The sequence below is a fragment of the Thermosynechococcus vestitus BP-1 genome (assembly GCF_000011345.1).
In the GTDB taxonomy this organism is placed as follows: domain Bacteria; phylum Cyanobacteriota; class Cyanobacteriia; order Thermosynechococcales; family Thermosynechococcaceae; genus Thermosynechococcus; species Thermosynechococcus vestitus.
The window spans coordinates 2,200,844-2,217,648 of the sequence record NC_004113.1 but is presented as its reverse complement, the minus strand read 5'-3'; the positions used below and the strand labels follow the sequence as shown (position 1 = coordinate 2,217,648).

Here is a 16,805-nt window from a genome sequence, read left to right as displayed (position 1 = left end):
CCCTTTCTGCCAAGAAACCGGGGCAATGCTCCTAGCAATGACTGGGCGTAGGAGACTAAAAGACACTGGATGCAACGGCACACGGCAACTCCAGAAGGATGTCGCTTGAGGTCCCTCCATGGGGGCATTCTCCCTAGCGGGGTTAAGAGCGCTCTACACCTTGGGGCAGCAGAGAAGAACAAAGTGAACTCCTCTAGGCTGACCTCACAACAATTTCGAGCGCTGTCTAGGTTTCCCATCAGTTCTAAGGATGAGGCTACTCCGTGGCATCTTGACCACAGGTAGGAGCAGCCTCCGTGAAGTTAGCGGATGACCCCCCTGGCTCTCTGCTGTTTTCTAGAAACGGATGCCGATACCAATGCGCCCAAGGGGATAACCTGCACTAGAAAAACTCGCCCCTCCATTAATAACTACAGCTCCTATTTGGTAGGCCATTGCTATCCCTGCCGCACTATATCCGCCGTAGGTTGCAAATCCCACATTAAATGTAGCTTGGCCAGAACGTGCGGGCACAACTGGCAGTAACGCTGAAACTGAGGCGATACCTGCAAAGGCCTCTCCCCGTAACTGATTGATTTGAGAGTCGGTGTAGGCATTGGCTGCTCCTAATGCCGCCGCGCCTATACCATCAACATAGGCTTTATTCACAGCATCCGTCGGGTTGATTGGGGTAGCGACATTGGTAATACGACGTTCTGCGCCTGGAGCGCCCACAGAAACGGTGTTGGGAGCCGTTGTCACAGAACCCGCCCCAATAGCCACACTGTTGGGATGGATTGCCTGTGCTCCTGGTCCAAAAGCAATGGCATTGGGAGCATTTGCAATTGAGTTGTTACCAATAGCAATGCTGTTAGCACCTGTGGGAGTTGCAGCACTTCCTAGGGCAATATTGCCACAGGTGACTGTTGCGCCAGTGATCGAACAAATCCCTGTGGCAAATAGTTGGTTGATGAGAGCGGAGAGCTGACTTCCATTAATGGCATCTGTACTGGTTGGTGCAATGAGTCCGGGAGCAACATTGACAATTTTGCGTTCAGCACCAACGTTACCAACAGATACGGCATTTGGCGCTGTTGTCACAGAATTCGCCCCAATAGCCACACTGTTGGGTTGGTTGGCCAAAGCATTTTTGCCAATAGCTACGCCATCATTAGCACCGGCAGCCACTTGAGCACTCTGGCCAATGGCAACACTATCCGCTGGATTGGCAACACTTTGGTGGCCAACTGCAATACTCCGAGCCCCCAAAGCTTGGTTCCCTCAGCCCATGGTGGTGCTGTCGAGGCCTTGAGTGTTGTTCTGGAAGCCCACAGCGGTGGCGTTGGTGTTCGTCGCTTGGTTATTTGAGCCCATGGCGGTGCTGTCGTCGCCTTGAGCGAAGTTACCTTGGCCCACAGCGGTGGCGTTAGCGTTAGTCGCTTGGTTCAAGAAGCCCACAGCGGTGGCATTGTTGGCAGTTACCGTGTTCTGAATGCCGACGGCAATAGACTGTGTCAAGCTGGTAAGAAGATTATTTTGAGAGCCACAAATTAAATTATCGTCCACTGTACCACCAGTAGAAGCGAAGAAAGAACCGCTTGGATTTCCACAGTCTCGAGTAGTTTTTTGAGACAGGGCTGGGCGGCCATCCACAATGACCTGCACCGCTGTGGTCACTAAAAGAGCGGAAAGGGGAAGTAGTCTTTTTGATATCATGATGGTCAAGCCTCTCAAACGTGATTTAGTCAAGATGGTCAGCTATCGGCGCTATAAAGCCCTGGTGATGAACCGTCGAGCCACCGTTCTTTGGAACGACTGAAGGTTTTTTAGAAAGACTAGCTTTTTGCCAATCAGCTCTATGGGCCTTGCAATAGGGTAGCATAATTGATTTACAATGGTATCAATTTTTAATTTTTTATATTAGCTAGCTTTTATGTGTATGTGTAATAAGGTTATGTAGCCGTTGCCCAGATTAGGCACAGGTTGACTGAGCTTTAGAACTTATGTAGACTCGCCTTCAGTTGTATTGGTCAGTTGTGGTTGCAGGCGATCGCGCCACGCCAAGGCCAGGGGCAGTTCCGTAAAGGGAATGGGATAGTGCTCCCCTGTGTAGGTTTGCAGCACAAGATAAACTCTGCCTTTGGCAGGTGTTGCTTCTGTCTCAAGCCGCTGGTTACCCCTCTCGACCCAAATGCTCTGAACTTTTGATAAGTTACAGGTTTGCAGATGAACAATGCCCTTGGGTGTTGGTTTTCCCCACGTCAGGCGATCGCCCTGCTGACCAACAACAGCAGCAATATCATACTTACTGGCTTCAAATTGCTGTGCCCACTGGCGGTAGTGTTCCAGCTTGCGGTACTCAACCCAACCCAACCCTACCAGCACAATAAAAACTGCCAATAGGGGTAACCAGAGCAGACCGTGATTCATGGATTTACCAACAACTGTCGCCGCAGGAGATCTAGGGCATTCATCGTGCTCAGATAGCGTACCCAATCGCGTCCCCGCTGACCACTGAAGCGAAACTCACGGCTGATAACCTCGCCATTGGGCAAGGCCACCCCAATATACACCAGTCCCACTGGCTTCCTGAGGGTTGCGCCGCCGGGACCAGCAATCCCCGTAATGCTCACACCCCAATCACTGGCCAAGCGCGTCTTGACCCCCAGGGCCATTTGGGCAGCCACCGCAGCACTCACCGCCCCCTCTCGCTCCAGCTCCTCGGGGTTGACCCCCAAAAGAGTCACCTTGATCTCGTTGGCGTAGGCAATGACGCCCCCTTTGAAATAGAGGGAACTCCCCGGCAGTCGTGTCAGCATTTCCCCAAGGCCACCACCCGTACAGGACTCTGCCACCGCCACTGTTTGCTGTCGTTCTTGCAGCAGTCGTGCCACTACACCAGCAAGGGTATCCTCATCGGCACCGTAGCAATCTAAACCAATAATTTGGCGAATTTCTGCTTCAACGGGTTGAATCAATTGTTGGGCTTCTGCTTCATCCTTGGCACGTACGGTAATGCGCAGACGGGCTTCGCCATTGCTGGCATAGGGAGCCACAGTGGGATGCTCGCGGGCAATTTGGGCGGCCACTTTTTCTGCAAGCATGGATTCTGGAATGCCCCAGAAACGCAGTACACGGCTGTAAATGACTTCCTTGCCCCACCCTTGGGAACACAAAAAAGGCACGGCAGTTTCGTGCCACATCTGCTTCATTTCAGCGGGGACACCGGGAAAGGTGAGAATCGTTAAGCCAGTGCGCGGCTGCCAGATCATGCCGGGGGCAGTCCCCAAGGGGTTCGGGAGAATTTGGGCACCCACAGGCAGGAGAGCCTGCTTGCGGTTACTAGGACTAAAGCCGCCCCGATGGGCATATTTGCGCTCTAAATCGGCAAGAATTTCGGGACGTTCTTCGAGGGGGGTTGCAAAGAAATCCGCTAGGGTCTCGGTGGTGAGATCATCGGGGGTGGGGCCAAGGCCACCGGTAAAGATGAGGAGGCGGGCGCGATCGCAGGCAATGGCCACCACCTTTTTAATGCGAGTCGGATTGTCGCCGACCACTGTTTGGTAGTAGTGGGGAATCCCCAAGCTGGCTAGTTGCTGGGCCAAAAATTGGGCATTACTGTTGAGAATCTCCCCCAGCAGCAATTCTGTTCCTACGCAAATAATTTCTGCACTCATTGTTTCAGTCATTTTCGCTGCTGCGCACCCGTTGCCAGACATACCACGCGGCAAAGCCCATCAGCAGAGACGCTGCCACGGCATAGCCCCATCCTCCCGGTAAACCCGCCAAAGCTAAAGCAAGACTGCCCACCCACAGGGTTAAGCAATAGATAAAGAGTACCGTCACCCGCTGCGACAGCCCCGCCTTGAGAAGGCGATGGTGCAAGTGTCTCTTATCCGCTGCAAAGGGAGATTGCCCCCGCCGCAGCCGGCTAAAAATCACCGTTGAGGTATCCACAATGGGCACCGCTAGAATCAATAGGGGCAGGAGAATCGCCACTGCTGTGTAGGCCTTAACCAGGCCAATGATCCCCAAGCCAGCCAGGGTAAAGCCCATGAAGTAGGCACCGCCATCGCCCATGAAAATTTGGGCTGGATTGAAGTTATAGCGCAGAAATCCTAAGGCACCCCCTGCCAGGGCTGCAGCCAATAGTCCCGCCTCTGGCTCCCCCATGAGCATACACACAAAAAACATGGCCAAGGCAGCAATGCCGGATACCCCTGCGGCTAGGCCATCCACACCATCAATAAAGTTAATGGCATTGGCAATGCCGACAAGCCAGACAGTGGTGAGGGGCAAACTTAGCCACCCTAAGTCTACGGTGCCGCCAAAGGGCACAGTGATAATGCGAATTTTGACGCCCACGGCCCAAACAATTGCCGCCACTAGAAATTGCAGGACAAGGCGCAGGAGTGCTGGCAAAGTCAATAGATCATCAGCGAGGCCAATGAGAAAAAAGGCCACCCCTCCTAAGGTGACCCCCCAAATTTCATACTCCGCCGGCTGAGGCAGAACACCAAAGCCCCCCGCATTCCAAACAATCAGTAGCCCCACCAGATTGCCCAAAAAAATAGAGACGCCCCCCAAGCGCACCATGGGACGGGTATGAATCTTGCGTTCATTGGGCTGATCCACAAACCCTGCTTTATGTCCAAGGTCATTGACAATGGGGGTGACCAACAGGACAACGGCAATGGCAGCAAGGAAGGCAATCAGGTGGTACAGCATCTGCTCAGGGTATTGGCAGGATCCCCTTTTAGGCTAGCACTGGTTGCGGGAATTGCAAGTGGGGATAGAGGGGAAATTGAGCGCAGAGGGCAGCCACCCGCTCGCGGCAGCGATTTTTGATGGCTTCATCCTCTGGGGCATGCAGGCGATCGCTAATGATTTCAGCTACTTCTGCAAACTCGACTTCTGTGAAGCCACGGGTTGTCAAGGCTGGCGTTCCCAAACGCAGACCACTGGTAACAAAAGGGGAGGCGGGGTCAAAGGGAATGGTGTTTTTATTGGTGGTGATATGGATTTCCCCCATAAGGCGATCGGCCTCTTTGCCCGTTAGATTCACCGATCGCAGGTCAATGAGCATCAAATGGTTATCGGTGCCTCCTGAAACAAGGCGCAGTTGCCGCGCTTGCAGCCCCGCAGCGAGGGCTTGGGCGTTGCGAATCACTTGCCCACAATAGGCTTTGAATTCTGGTTTGAGAGCCTCACCAAAGGCCACGGCCTTAGCGGCAATCACATGCTCCAGTGGCCCCCCTTGGGTACCGGGAAAAACCGCTTTATCCAACTTTTTGCCTAAGTCTTCATCACGGGTCAGAATCAGGCCGCCGCGAGGACCGCGCAGGGTTTTATGGGTGGTGGTTGTCACGACATCGCAGAGGGGGACGGGATTGGGATGGTAACCACTGGCGACTAAACCGGCAATGTGGGCAATATCAGCCATGAGATAGGCACCCACTTCATCGGCAATTTGGCGAAACTCAGCAAAGGGAATGACGCGAGGATAGGCGGAATAGCCACAGATAATTAGCTTGGGACGGTGCTGCCGTGCTAAATCCCGCACCTGATCCATATCGAGGCGTTCCGTTTCAGGATGAACACCATAGTGAACGACGTTAAACCATTTACCGGAAACGTTGACGGGGGAACCGTGGGTTAGATGGCCACCGTGGGACAAATCCATCCCCATAATCGTGTCCCCGGGATTGAGGAGGGCCAAAAAGACGGCAAAATTGGCTTGGGCACCGGAGTGAGGCTGAACGTTGGCGTGGGCAGCACCAAAGAGTTCCTTGGCGCGATCGATGGCCAGTTGCTCCACTTCATCCACAAACTCGCAGCCACCGTAGTAGCGTTTGCCCGGCAATCCCTCGGCGTATTTATTGGTGAGAACTGTCCCTTGAGCGGCCATCACCGCAGGGGAAGTAAAGTTTTCACTGGCAATCAGTTCGAGGTGTTGCTGCTGCCGCTGGACTTCCCGCTGTACCATTTCAGCGACCAACGGATCCGTTTGCACAAGCCAATCAATATGGGTCATTGTATTGTCAGGGTGAAGGAAGATGAACTGCCTTACTATCTTATCGCGGTCAGACCTTTGATTCCTCTTTAGGGCACGCAGATAGTTTTCCAGTGGGGGGATTGCTGGTTCTCCTCAAGGGCTAAAAGAGTCCCCTAGCTAAGTTGAACATTCCAGAGGCGAGAGGTTTCTAAGCGGTCAAGCCATGTTTCGTAAAAGGCACGATTGGCCGCCTGCTCTTGGGGGTCTGTGGTTGTCCAAGGATAGGGAGCCAGGGCAGTGATTGCCGCCGTAGTGACGCAAAACATTGATTTTTGGAAGGTCTGGCAAATTTTTACTCGCAGATCGTCTTCACCTCGGCCTTGGCGACGATAGAACTCCAAAAGATAGGGGGGGAGATAGTGGCGCATATCCTGCATGAGCAGTGTCGGGGGAATACCAGCTGCGCCCGTGGGAATGGGATCGGCGAAGAGGGCACCATAGCGAAACTCCGCTTGATCGCGGGAAATTTGTTGGGCTTGGGCATTGAAGGAAACCAAGCCAAAGAAGGGGGTGCCCCGCAGGAAGACTGCTTCGACATAGGGAATTGCCGTGTCTGGCAAGAAGGTGAGGCCAGCACTGGCGGGGAGAATTGCGTAGGTTTGGCCGCGGATGGTGACGCTGTAGGTAATGGGGCGATCGGCGGCGGCAATCAAACCCGCACGAATGTGATCTACGACATCGGGAATGCTGCGGATATCACCCCCATCGTAGCGATCGCTCAACGTCAAAAAGATGGGATACATTACCGACCAAAACTGCCCCAAGCCACTGTAGTAGCAGAGCATCCGCACTGTTTCCAGCAAAAACTCCGGAAAAAGCCGGTTTAGCAGTTGCATCAAGGGGTTGCCCCACAGTTTGGCAGCGATCGCCTTGCCGGCCAATTGGCGAAATTCTGCTGAATCTAGGAAGGCATCAAGACCGCCACCCCCATGCCACATCATGGCACGCATACAGTATTCAGCATATTCATAGTTCATGCGATCGTGCCACCAGTGGCGCAGCAGCTTGGGAATGGTAATCTCGCCGTTGAAGTACTTGAAAAAGGGAAAAAGAACAAGAAACTGCCGCTCACTAATGTCGCAAAGATTTTCTGCATAGGCCTTGAGCACGACCCCATAGCTTTTGAGGATACCCACCACTTCCATCACATGGGTTGGCGTGTCCGGTAACAGGGCTTGACCGTGGAGCAACCGCTCTAGGATGGTGGTACGCAGTTCTTGATGTAGGGAGCTTGGGGTAGCGGTAGTCAGGGTCATGGTGGGGGCAGCGTCGCAACAGCAGTAACAAGAAGGCTAACCGTGGTGTGACTCCAATGGATCAGCCAGTTGGGAACAATCCCTAAGATCAAGATTAGCGTGGCTAATAGGAGGCTGGGGAGGCGATCGCCCCAAGCAACGGGCGGCAAATCTATCAACTCATTGGGCAGACGACCAAAAAAGACGCGGTTCACCAGCAGGAGAAAATACACTGACGTTAAGCCCGTACCCACCATACAGAGGAGCGTTTGCACTGGGAATGTGGGAAAACTACTGCGGAAGATCAGGAACTCCGCCACAAAGCCCACCATGCCGGGGATACCGCCACTGGCCATGACCCCAACAATCATCAGACTGCCAATGAGGGGCAGCCCCCGCTCAGGGTTGAGCAATCCCCGCAGTACCTCAATGTTGCGGCTGCCAGTTTTTTCATAGACAACCCCCACCAGCAAAAAGAGAAGGGCAGAAATTAACCCGTGGCTCATCATTTGGGCAATAGCAGCCAAAATACTCAGCGGTGTGGCCGTGGCAGTGGCTAAGAGGACAAACCCCATGTGGCCAATGGAACTGTAGGCCACCATTTTTTTCATATCCGTTTGGGCGATCGCCATCAGAGAACCGTAGAGAACACTGATCACCGCCCAAGTGGCCAACCCGGGCGCCAAGACCTGCCATGCCTGCGGGAATAATTGCACCCCAAAGCGCACTAACCCATAGGTACCTAGTTTCAGGAGCACCCCTGCCAGCAGCACCGAAATGGGAGTGGAGGCTTCGACGTGGGCATCCGGTAGCCAAGTATGGAAGGGCACTAGGGGAATCTTGATGCCAAAGCCCACCAAAATCAGCCCCAGCAGAACCAGTTGTGAGCTTAAGGGTAAGAGGGTGGATAATTGGGGGTCAAAGTCAAAGGAGGGGGCATCGGCTAACCACACTAGTCCTAGAAACCCCGCCAACAGCAGAACCCCCGAAATCGCTGTGTAAATTAGAAACTTGGTGGCCGCATAACTTCGCCGCGACCCACCCCAAATGGCAATCAAAAGATAGAGGGGAATCAACTCTAATTCATAGAAGAGGAAAAACAGCAGCAAATTGTCGGCTAAAAAGGCGCCACTGACACCCGCATTCAACAGCAGTACCAGTGGGTAATACAACCGAGGACGGGGCAAGTTGACAGAAGTGGCCAATAGGGCAATCAGCGTCAGGAAATTATTTAAGACCAATAGCGGCAGCGACAGGCCATCCACGCTCAGGCGATAGCTCAAGCCCAATGGCTCTAGCCAAGGAATCACCTCGGTTAGTTGTGGGGCTGCGTTGCCGGGATCGAATAGACGGGCGATCGCGAGACTGACCACCAGGGCGATCGCCATCACCACAGCGGCTAAACTGCGGTACGTGCGCCCTAAACTCCCAGCGGGCAACAGGCTGAGGCCAAGGGCACCCAACAGCGGCACCCAAAGGAGAAAACTCAACAGCGGCATTACAGCAGTAGCCACGCGATCGCCCCCCCAAGAATCGCCACACCAATAAACACCAGCAGTAGGTAGGCTTGGGACTGACCGCTGGCACTGTACTTCAGCAATTCACCCCCAACGAGGGAGGCCGCCCCCGTTGTATTCACAATCCGATCCACAATGTGGCGATCCACCCAAGCGCTCAACTGGGAGAGCGATCGCACGGCCCAGACAACCGTATAGCGATACAGCTCCTCAATGTAAAAATCGTAGGCCAGCAGATCCTGCACAAAGCGCAACGGTACCTTGATGGGGCGTGTCCAACTGCGTTTGAGGGTAACAAAGCCCCCCAAAAGAATACCCGCCAATCCCGAGACCACAAGCAGAGCCACAATGGTCCAATCGATGGTCTCTGGTAACAACTGCACCCGCTGCAAGATAAAAGGCACCAGCATATTCAAAATACTCAAAGTCACCATCGGCACTGCCAGAGGCCAGGTCACTTCAGGGGCCCGGCGGGTTTTAGGTTGAGCAGGCCCTAGGAAGACCAGGCGAAAGACCCGGGTGAGATTCACAGCCGTCAGCAGATTGACGACTAAAATCAAACCCACCAACCAAGGCATTGTTTGCCAGTAGTAGCTAATACCGCGATAAAACGACCAAAAGGCCCCCAAGGGCAGACAGCCAATGAGGGATAGACCGCCGATAACAAAGGCCGAACTCGTGGCCGGCATCCGTTCGCCTAACCCTCCCAATTCCGTCAAATCCTGAGAGTTGGTGGTCATAATCACACTGCCAATACTCATAAACAGCAGTGCCTTCGCGATGGCATGGGTGAGCAATACAAACAGGGCGAAATCTGTCCAATTCGTGCCAACACCAATAAACACCAGTCCTAGATAGACACTCGTTGAGTGGGACAGTGCCCGTTTAATGTCAATTTGGGCGATCGAGACCAGCGATTCACTGATGGCGGTGACTGTCCCGATCGCAATCAAAGCAATATTGGCCCCTGGGCAGGCTACCAGAATCGGTTGGAGCTTAATGAGAATATATGCTCCCGCAGCCACCACTACCGAGTTGCGCATAATGGAGGCGGGGTTGGGTCCCTCCATGGCTTCATCGAGCCACAGATGCAAAGGCACTTGAGCACATTTACCGGTGGGCCCTGCAATCAAGGCCAGGCCCAGTAAAAAGCCCCAACCGTCTGGCAAATTGGCCTGCTCTGCCCATTCATAGAGATGGGGAAAATCATAACTCCCCGCCAGGCTGCCAAGCGCCACCACCCCCATCAGCAGCAGAATATCCCCCACCCGTTTGGTGAGAAAGGCATCCCTTGCTGCTTTGACCACCAGGGGCTGGGCATACCAGAAGCCAATCAGTAAATAAGTAGAGAGGGTCAGCATCTCCAACAGGCCATAGCTCAGAAGCAGCGAGTCACTAATCGCAATGCCACTGAGAGCCGCCTCAAAAAAGCCCATTAAGGCAAAGAAGCGGGCCATGCCCCAATCCTTTTCGAGATAACCCAAGGCAAAAATCTGGGCGAGGATACTCAGGCCTGTGACCAATTCCATGGCACCGGTGGTGACACTGTTGATGAGTAATGAAAACGAGAGATCGAGTCCCGGCGCCTGTAGCCAATGCCAAACAATCGTTGCGGTGGCACCACTGCGAGTTTGTTGCAATAGGAAAAAACCATGCCCAAAGGCAACAACCGTCATTAGCAGGTTGAAATAGGCTGCGGGTCGAGGCCCTGTGCGCCGCACATAACCTGTCGCCCAAGGCAAGGTCAGGGCTGCTCCCACTAAACCATAACAGGGTACCCACCAACTGGTTTCTAACAGTGAATTTGGCATGGCAAAAATGAACCTTAGGGGTTGAGGACGTTTGCAATAATGCTCTCTTCGTGTATTTTACAGGCTGGGGTTCCGCAGCAGTTTTCAGCCCATCAAGCGTGGGGCAAGAATGTACCCTAGGGAAGTTCAAGCACTGGGAGCGATCGCCCTCGTGGTTACACGTTTTCCCACCCGCCCCAGCTTCAAGGAGGAGCCAGCGGGGAATAGTACAGCAGCTCAACCCACAGCAGCAAAGGCAGGGGGCAACACCAGCTGAATTTGCCCCTTAAATCATGGAGAATTGGAAGGGGCAGCCGATCCTCGAGGGGAAGGTGCTGCCGCCATTGTGTTGGTAGGTGAGGACGATGGCACAGGTCAGCATGGCCGCCTTGGTGGCCGCAGTGCGTACAGGCAATTGGTTGATTAGTTTTCCCACAGATACAGTGCCCGCCCTGGCCAGTCGTTGCGATCGCGGGGAATTGATCTATACTGCCAAGGAACGTCAACCGGATAAGCCCTTGATCCTCATGGGCGCCAATCCTGAGCAACTCTGGCCCTTTGTGCGCGGCAGTGCTGCTGAATGGGAGCAGTGGTCTGCAATGGCGGCACGTTATTGGCCGGGGGCAGTGACCTTAGTCTTGCCCGCTGCTGAACTGCCGCCGGGTTTGAACCCCCTAGGTACAGGCACAATTGGCTTACGAGTTCCTGACTGGCCGCCTGCCCAAGCCCTCCTCCAACAAACAGGACCGTTGGCCACCACCAGTATTAACCGCTCAGGTCAGCCGCCACTCATTGAATTGGGGGCGATCGCCCGCGAATTTCCCCAAGTTTTAACGCTCCACCCTTGGCAGTTACCCCCTAGCCCCCCGCAACCCTCAACCGTGGTGCAATGGCAATCGGGGCAGTGGCACATCCTGCGCCAAGGGCGAGTGCAGATTGAACCCCCCTAGTATTGGGAATCAATTTCCCCAGAGGCAACCCGTTCGAGGAGTTCCTGTAGAATTTTTTCCTCCTCCTCAGAAATTTGGCCATCGGAAAGCACGGCGTCAATAATTTGGCCATGTTCTTCGAGGGTAAGAATTTTATCTTCTAGGGCTTTTTCCACTAAAGCTTTAATTTGGGCGGTGTCCATGACTGCGACTCCACGTTGTCACTGCCAGTATAGCCTCCCCTTAGATGAGGCTGAAGTTTGTCTCTGTGGGCAAGGAAACTGGCTATCTAAGACTTTCTCCAAGGTGTAGGGGCAGGTTTCGGGGAGATCTGGGTAGTCCAAGGGAGTTTCACGAACCCCTAAATCTTGGCCAGACTTATAGGCCTTAGCGATCGCCTGCGCCCGGTAGGTCTGAAGGCTTGGGTTTGGATGGATCAATTTCTCCACGGCTGCCGTTGTTCGCCAATAGTTGCTCGCCAGCTTTTACGGCGTTTTTCAGGCTGGTAGTCCCCCTTTAGGAGATGCCCAATCCAGACTCCTAGGCAATTCTCCTAGGCAATTCTCTAGCTCTCGATGCTTCTGCCGTGCCAAGGTTTTAATTTCCTCAACGAAGTGGGCAATATCAAGGTGGCCAAAGTCTCCTGCCTTTGCGCCCACGGGAGTGTCCAGGTGGAAAAATCGGTTTCATAGAAATTTCTTTGCATGATTTTTTATTATATGAATTTATTTATTTTGTATTTGTTTGAATTTGAATTTATCACATTTATTTTTGATCACATTTATTGGCGCATCAAACAATGTAGGCTGCAAAAAATTGCCCCAAACTGGGACTGGCACTCACCAGTGTATGAAAGGTACGGCTCCCGGCCTCGTGTCCCGGCTGCAGGGGAAACATGCTTTGCCACGCTTCTGGTGAGTCCAACCATTGCCAATGACTACCGGCCGCATGGACAATCGGCCAAGCGGGGGCAACATCCCAAATGCGAGGTGTGCGCTCAACGGCCCCGAGGGTATAACCAGCGGCCACGGTCAGCAAATTGTAACTGGCGGATCCCAACATGCGAATTTTGCAAGGAAAGGAACGCTTGAGCACATCGGTACTGCGGGCACAAAGGCTAAAAAACGTCTGCAAATTTGGCTCACTGGCCTTAACGTGAATCGGCTTTCCATTCAAATAGGCACCGTTGGCATGGTCAGGCGCTTGATAGAAGCCATGAAACGTTTGCTGCAAGCCGGGAACGTGCACATAGCCAAATACGGGTGTGCCTTGGTAGAGCAAACTGAGGGCAATACACCAAATGGGCAGACCATGGCTATAGTTGGTCGTGCCATCAATGGGATCAATAATCCAACACCACTGTTCACCACCGTAGGTATGGTTTCCCTCTTCGCTCAAACAGCCATGGTGGGGAAACTGCTGTTGCAGCATCGCAGTGATTTTCTGATCGGCCCAAAGGTCGGCGCGGGTAACAAGGCTGCCATCGGCTTTGCGATCGCTGGGGGACTGCCCTGCCCACTCCAGCAAACGGGGGGCAACCACCTGTTGAATCTGTTGACAGGTCTCCAGCACCTCAGACCAAAACCCTGAGTTCATTGGCTGTCTCCCACCACGATACAATGAGCACGTCTGATCCTATACCCACTTGGCCATCTTCGTCCTGACTCCCCATGGCACAAACACTGGTCGTCAAAATTGGCACATCGAGCTTAGCGGGGGGCAAAGAAGGAAACCTAGCCTTGGCCACCATTGCCCAACTGGTGGAGGTGCTGTGTCACTGTCAACGGCGGGGCGATCGCGTGGTGCTCGTCTCCTCTGGGGCGGTGGGCGTGGGTGCTATGCGCTTGGGCCTGACAGAACGTCCCCAACAATTAGCCCAAAAACAAGCAGTGGCAGCAGTGGGTCAAGGACACCTGATGCGGATGTACGATGATCTCTTTGCGGTCCTGCGTCAGCCCATTGCCCAAATCCTGGTGACACGGCAAAATTTTGTCGATCGCCAGAGCTACTTGAATATCTACAACACGTTCCAAGCACTGTTTGAATTGGGGGTCATCCCCATTGTCAATGAGAACGATACAGTGGCGGTGGATGAACTCAAGTTTGGTGACAATGATACCCTCTCAGCCCTTGTGGCAAGTCTTGTCGAAGCCGATTGGTTATTTTTGCTCACAGATGTCGATCGCCTCTATTCAGCCGATCCACGCATTGATAAGACCGCTGTTCCCATTGAGCGGGTCGTCTCCTTGGCCGAGTTAGCACAAACCATTCAAGTTGGGTCTGCTGGCTCCCCTTGGGGCACCGGCGGCATGGCCACCAAAATTCGGGCTGCGGAAATTGCCACAGAAGCCGGCGTGCGCACCGTCATTACCGATGGGCGATCGCCCACCAACCTCCTGAAAATCCTTGGGGGTGAAGCCTTGGGCACCCACTTTGAACCTCGTCCCAAAACCATCAATGCCCGTAAACGCTGGATTGCCCGTGCCCTCATTCCCAAAGGCGAGTTATGGCTAGATGAGGGTGCCGTTAAGGCAATCACCGTGGGTGGCAAGTCCCTCTTAGCAGCAGGCATTACCCGTGTGGAAGGGGAGTTTCAGGCTCAAGATGCTGTGAAGCTCTGTGACCCCACAGGAGCCGAAATTGCCCGTGGCCTTGTCAACTACAACAGTGAAGAAATTCGTCGTGTCCAAGGGCAACAATCTACGGAATTGGCCAACATCCTCGGCTATGCCGGTGCCGATACAATTGTCCACCGTGACAACCTAGTGGTGACCCTGTAACCTGGTTCAGTTGCGCTGAAAAGGACGATAGGCAGCAGGTGCGGTAAAATTACTTACCAACTGTGACCGTTTATGCAGCGATTGGGGGTAGGTTTTGCATCTGGCATAGCCCCACCAAGGAAGGCGTATTAAGACAGTACCTGATTGGCGGAAAAAGTATGGTTCAGTTCCACATCCAACCAGATAGCGAAATTCCTGCTTCAACTCAGCTCTTTAATCAAATTAGTTTTGCGATCGCTGCACGGCAATTTCCCCCAGGCTATCGTTTGCCCAGTACGCGGCAGCTCGCCATGCAAACCGGGTTGCACCGCAACACGATCAGCAAAGTTTACGAACGCCTTGAAGCCGCTGGTTTAGTCGTGCCCCAAGTGGGGTCTGGTATCTATGTCCGTGCCCTTGGTCAAGAGGAAACCCGTCCCCGCCAACGCCGGCCTGCCGTTGTGCCTGTACACCGCATTGTTCAAGACAGTGTGGACACCCTCCTGGAAATGGGCTATTCCCTAAGTCAAATTCGTGAGTTATTCCTTGCTGAGATTGATGCCCGCCAGAAAGCTGGGGTAAGGGTTTTGGTGACAGTGCCCCGCCACGATCAAGGGGCTGGTGAGCTGATTGTTCAGGAATTGCAACAACTTCTGCCGATTCCTGTGGAACTGGTTTTTCTTGAGGATTTGGCAGCAGTTCTCGATGGTGACACCTCGGCAACCGTGGTTACGGTGCGCTATTTTGCCAGCATGACAGAGGCCGTCACCCGCAATAGGGACGTCCGGGTATTTTTCATCGATATTTACAACTACCAGCGGGAACTGGAAGTGGTACGGCAATTGCCAAAAGGCTCCTGCTTGGGCCTGGTCAGTCTCAGTTCCGGTACCCTTGGTGTCGCAGAGGTCATGATCCACAGCCTGCGAGGAGATGAGCTCCTCTTAGTGACCGCCCAGGCCAACGATAGCTATAAGCTCAATGCCGTTGTCCACCGCGCCCATACGATCATTAGCGATCGCGCCAGTGGCGAACGGGTCAAAGCAGCCATTGCGGCGGCTCGCCATGAGTTGATTCGCATTCCCCGTCTCATTTGCTGCGAAAGCTATATTGACCCACAGTCGGTGGAACTGCTGAAACGGGAAATTGGTCTGACAGAGGATCTTCCCCTCGAAGCCAAAGCCTCTTGACTCAGGGATTGAGAGCACTCAGCCCATAGGAGAATTCCACGGGAACGAGCTGATTTTGTGCTTGACGTTGCATGGCATCCAGTTGCAGGTTCGTAAGATAACCTAAGCCAGCAGCTAGACCACAGTACAAGAGGCAAACAGTACTGAGTTTTGGCCAATGCAAGCTTATAAAACGCCACATGGGTTGACTCCTCATTTGCAGAACCAGACTACAATCCATCCAGACCCCTGCTGCCAACTCAAACCCCCGCCCTTTTCCCAGGGATGGAACACAGTCGAGGTCGTGAAAGTCTCTAGAGGAGTGAAGCACCTCCCCTTTGGTTAGCCCACCTTTTAAAACACTGTACCTAGGAAATCCCTTGAGAACTCCCTAGGTGCGGCAAATGGGCATGGGAGGAGGGGTCACACCTAAAAAGTTATTCTCAATTTTACTGATTGCCCTAAGAAGCCGACGGAGAGTGTTACAGTTGTTAAATTTAAATTTATTAAATATGGGTCAAAGTCCTGAATTTGCAAGGACTTGAGAAAGATTAAGGAAGTCTTCTAAAATTATCTAAAAAATCTTAATGGTTTTTTATTTTGGCTCAGCTAGCAAGCGTGGATACCCTTCCTGCAGTGCGGATTGTCCTCGTTGAACCCCAAGGGGAGATCAATATCGGCAGCGTTGCCCGCGTCATGAAAAATATGGGGTTACAGCAGTTGTGGATGGTCAGTCCCCGCTGTGATCCGAAGGGAGAGCTAGCCCAGCGCTGGGCAGTTCATGCAGAGGATGTGCTCCAGCAAGCAAACGTGACCGATTCCCTTGAGGCAGCGCTAGCGGATTGTCAGCGGGTTTTTGCCACCGTGGGGCGAGATGTGGCGGATTTGGCCTTACCCTGTTGGACACCCCGTCAGGCAGCACCGCAACTATTGGCTGTAGTGCAGTCGGCACTGGTGTTTGGTCGCGAGGATCGGGGGCTCACGAATGCAGAATTGGAGTGTGCCCATGGTTTGGTGAAAATTCCTACGGCCAATACCTACCCATCTTTGAATCTGGCGCAAGCTGTTGCCGTATGCTGCTATGAGTTGTGGTTGACGGCCTGCGACAGTGGGGAAACTTTTCCCCAAGGGGATGCCGTCCCCTTTGAGCGGTTGCAGGGCTTTTATGACCATTTAGAGCAGGTGCTGCTCCAGATTGGTTTTTTGTATCCCCATACCGCTGCCAGTCGTATGGCCAAGGTGCGATCGCTCCTCGGGCGCGCCTACCCCACGGAGGCCGAAGTGGCCCTATTGCGGGGTATGGTTCGTCAGGTGGAGTGGGCGATTCAGCACGCAGCCATGATTTCTTCAGAGACCTTTCCTCTAAAGTAGATGG

Annotated in this window: 18 protein-coding genes and 2 pseudogenes; 5 read left to right on the top strand and 15 right to left on the bottom strand. The window is 53.5% G+C overall.

Annotated elements, in window-relative coordinates:
- Window positions 1–336: 336 nt before the first annotated feature.
- The 10 genes and pseudogenes from TLL_RS10815 to TLL_RS10775 form a co-directional block, all read right to left on the bottom strand.
- Window positions 337–1,167: a YadA family autotransporter adhesin gene (locus TLL_RS10815; RefSeq protein ID WP_011057966.1), complete on the bottom strand. Its 831-nt coding sequence runs from the start codon at window positions 1,165–1,167 to the stop codon at window positions 337–339.
- A 15-nt stretch (window positions 1,168–1,182) separates the two neighbouring features.
- A pseudogene (locus tag TLL_RS13585) lies at window positions 1,183–1,248 on the bottom strand (hypothetical protein); the annotation flags it as partial.
- A 12-nt stretch (window positions 1,249–1,260) separates the two neighbouring features.
- On the bottom strand, window positions 1,261–1,497 hold the full coding sequence (locus TLL_RS10810; protein WP_164920986.1) for a hypothetical protein: 237 nt from the start codon (window positions 1,495–1,497) through the stop codon (window positions 1,261–1,263).
- A gap of 483 nt (window positions 1,498–1,980) precedes the next feature.
- On the bottom strand, window positions 1,981–2,409 hold the full coding sequence (locus TLL_RS10805; RefSeq protein WP_011057964.1) for a hypothetical protein: 429 nt from the start codon (window positions 2,407–2,409) through the stop codon (window positions 1,981–1,983).
- Window positions 2,406–3,656 (bottom strand): competence/damage-inducible protein A, encoded by a 1,251-nt coding sequence (locus TLL_RS10800; protein WP_164921222.1) that lies wholly within the window; start codon window positions 3,654–3,656, stop codon window positions 2,406–2,408. Before TLL_RS10800 ends, TLL_RS10805 begins: the two co-directional genes overlap by 4 nt.
- A 4-nt stretch (window positions 3,657–3,660) precedes the next feature.
- Window positions 3,661–4,707 carry a glycosyltransferase family 4 protein gene (locus TLL_RS10795; RefSeq protein WP_011057962.1) on the bottom strand — a complete coding sequence of 349 codons (1,047 nt, stop codon included), beginning with the start codon at window positions 4,705–4,707 and terminating at the stop codon, window positions 3,661–3,663.
- 28 nt (window positions 4,708–4,735) lie between these two features.
- On the bottom strand, window positions 4,736–6,013 hold the full coding sequence (glyA, locus tag TLL_RS10790) for a serine hydroxymethyltransferase (protein ID WP_011057961.1): 1,278 nt from the start codon (window positions 6,011–6,013) through the stop codon (window positions 4,736–4,738).
- Window positions 6,014–6,147: 134 nt separating this feature from the next.
- Window positions 6,148–7,290 (bottom strand): CO2 hydration protein, encoded by a 1,143-nt coding sequence (locus tag TLL_RS10785; RefSeq protein WP_011057960.1) that lies wholly within the window; start codon window positions 7,288–7,290, stop codon window positions 6,148–6,150.
- Entirely contained in the window at window positions 7,287–8,762 is a 1,476-nt protein-coding gene (locus TLL_RS10780) for an NADH-quinone oxidoreductase subunit M (RefSeq protein ID WP_164921221.1), read from the bottom strand. Before TLL_RS10780 ends, TLL_RS10785 begins: the two co-directional genes overlap by 4 nt.
- A gap of 5 nt (window positions 8,763–8,767) precedes the next feature.
- Complete coding sequence (locus tag TLL_RS10775) at window positions 8,768–10,597, bottom strand: NAD(P)H-quinone oxidoreductase subunit F (RefSeq protein WP_011057958.1); 1,830 nt, start codon at window positions 10,595–10,597, stop codon at window positions 8,768–8,770.
- A 109-nt stretch (window positions 10,598–10,706) separates the two neighbouring features.
- Between TLL_RS10775 and TLL_RS10770 the strand changes: the two genes are divergently transcribed.
- Window positions 10,707–10,853 carry a hypothetical protein gene (locus tag TLL_RS10770; RefSeq protein WP_164920985.1) on the top strand — a complete coding sequence of 49 codons (147 nt, stop codon included), beginning with the start codon at window positions 10,707–10,709 and terminating at the stop codon, window positions 10,851–10,853.
- 88 nt (window positions 10,854–10,941) lie between these two features.
- Complete coding sequence (locus TLL_RS10765) at window positions 10,942–11,526, top strand: L-threonylcarbamoyladenylate synthase (protein WP_164920984.1); 585 nt, start codon at window positions 10,942–10,944, stop codon at window positions 11,524–11,526.
- Here the strand turns inward: TLL_RS10765 and TLL_RS10760 are convergent.
- The 4 genes and pseudogenes from TLL_RS10760 to TLL_RS10750 form a co-directional block, all read right to left on the bottom strand.
- Window positions 11,523–11,708, bottom strand: a complete 186-nt coding sequence (locus TLL_RS10760; protein WP_011057956.1) for a hypothetical protein — start codon at window positions 11,706–11,708, stop codon at window positions 11,523–11,525. The genes TLL_RS10765 and TLL_RS10760 overlap by 4 nt on opposite strands.
- Window positions 11,709–11,726: 18 nt before the next feature.
- A pseudogene (locus TLL_RS13580) lies at window positions 11,727–12,037 on the bottom strand (DUF29 domain-containing protein).
- Window positions 12,003–12,164, bottom strand: a complete 162-nt coding sequence (locus TLL_RS13575; protein ID WP_011057954.1) for a DUF29 family protein — start codon at window positions 12,162–12,164, stop codon at window positions 12,003–12,005. Before TLL_RS13575 ends, TLL_RS13580 begins: the two are co-directional and overlap by 35 nt.
- 133 nt (window positions 12,165–12,297) lie before the next feature.
- Complete coding sequence (locus tag TLL_RS10750; protein WP_011057953.1) at window positions 12,298–13,101, bottom strand: inositol monophosphatase family protein; 804 nt, start codon at window positions 13,099–13,101, stop codon at window positions 12,298–12,300.
- Window positions 13,102–13,175: 74 nt separating this feature from the next.
- On the opposite strand from TLL_RS10750, the gene proB reads away from it, so the two are divergent.
- A complete protein-coding gene (gene proB / locus TLL_RS10745) occupies window positions 13,176–14,285 on the top strand; it encodes a glutamate 5-kinase (protein WP_011057952.1) in 1,110 nt (369 codons plus the stop codon).
- 158 nt (window positions 14,286–14,443) lie between these two features.
- A complete protein-coding gene (locus tag TLL_RS10740) occupies window positions 14,444–15,451 on the top strand; it encodes a GntR family transcriptional regulator (RefSeq protein WP_164920983.1) in 1,008 nt (335 codons plus the stop codon).
- A 1-nt stretch (window position 15,452) separates the two neighbouring features.
- Here TLL_RS10740 and TLL_RS10735 read toward each other — a convergent pair whose 3' ends face one another.
- Window positions 15,453–15,632 (bottom strand): hypothetical protein, encoded by a 180-nt coding sequence (locus TLL_RS10735; RefSeq protein ID WP_126987245.1) that lies wholly within the window; start codon window positions 15,630–15,632, stop codon window positions 15,453–15,455.
- A 416-nt stretch (window positions 15,633–16,048) separates the two neighbouring features.
- Between TLL_RS10735 and TLL_RS10730 the strand changes: the two genes are divergently transcribed.
- Entirely contained in the window at window positions 16,049–16,801 is a 753-nt protein-coding gene (locus TLL_RS10730; RefSeq protein WP_011057950.1) for an RNA methyltransferase, read from the top strand.
- Window positions 16,802–16,805: the final 4 nt, after the last annotated feature.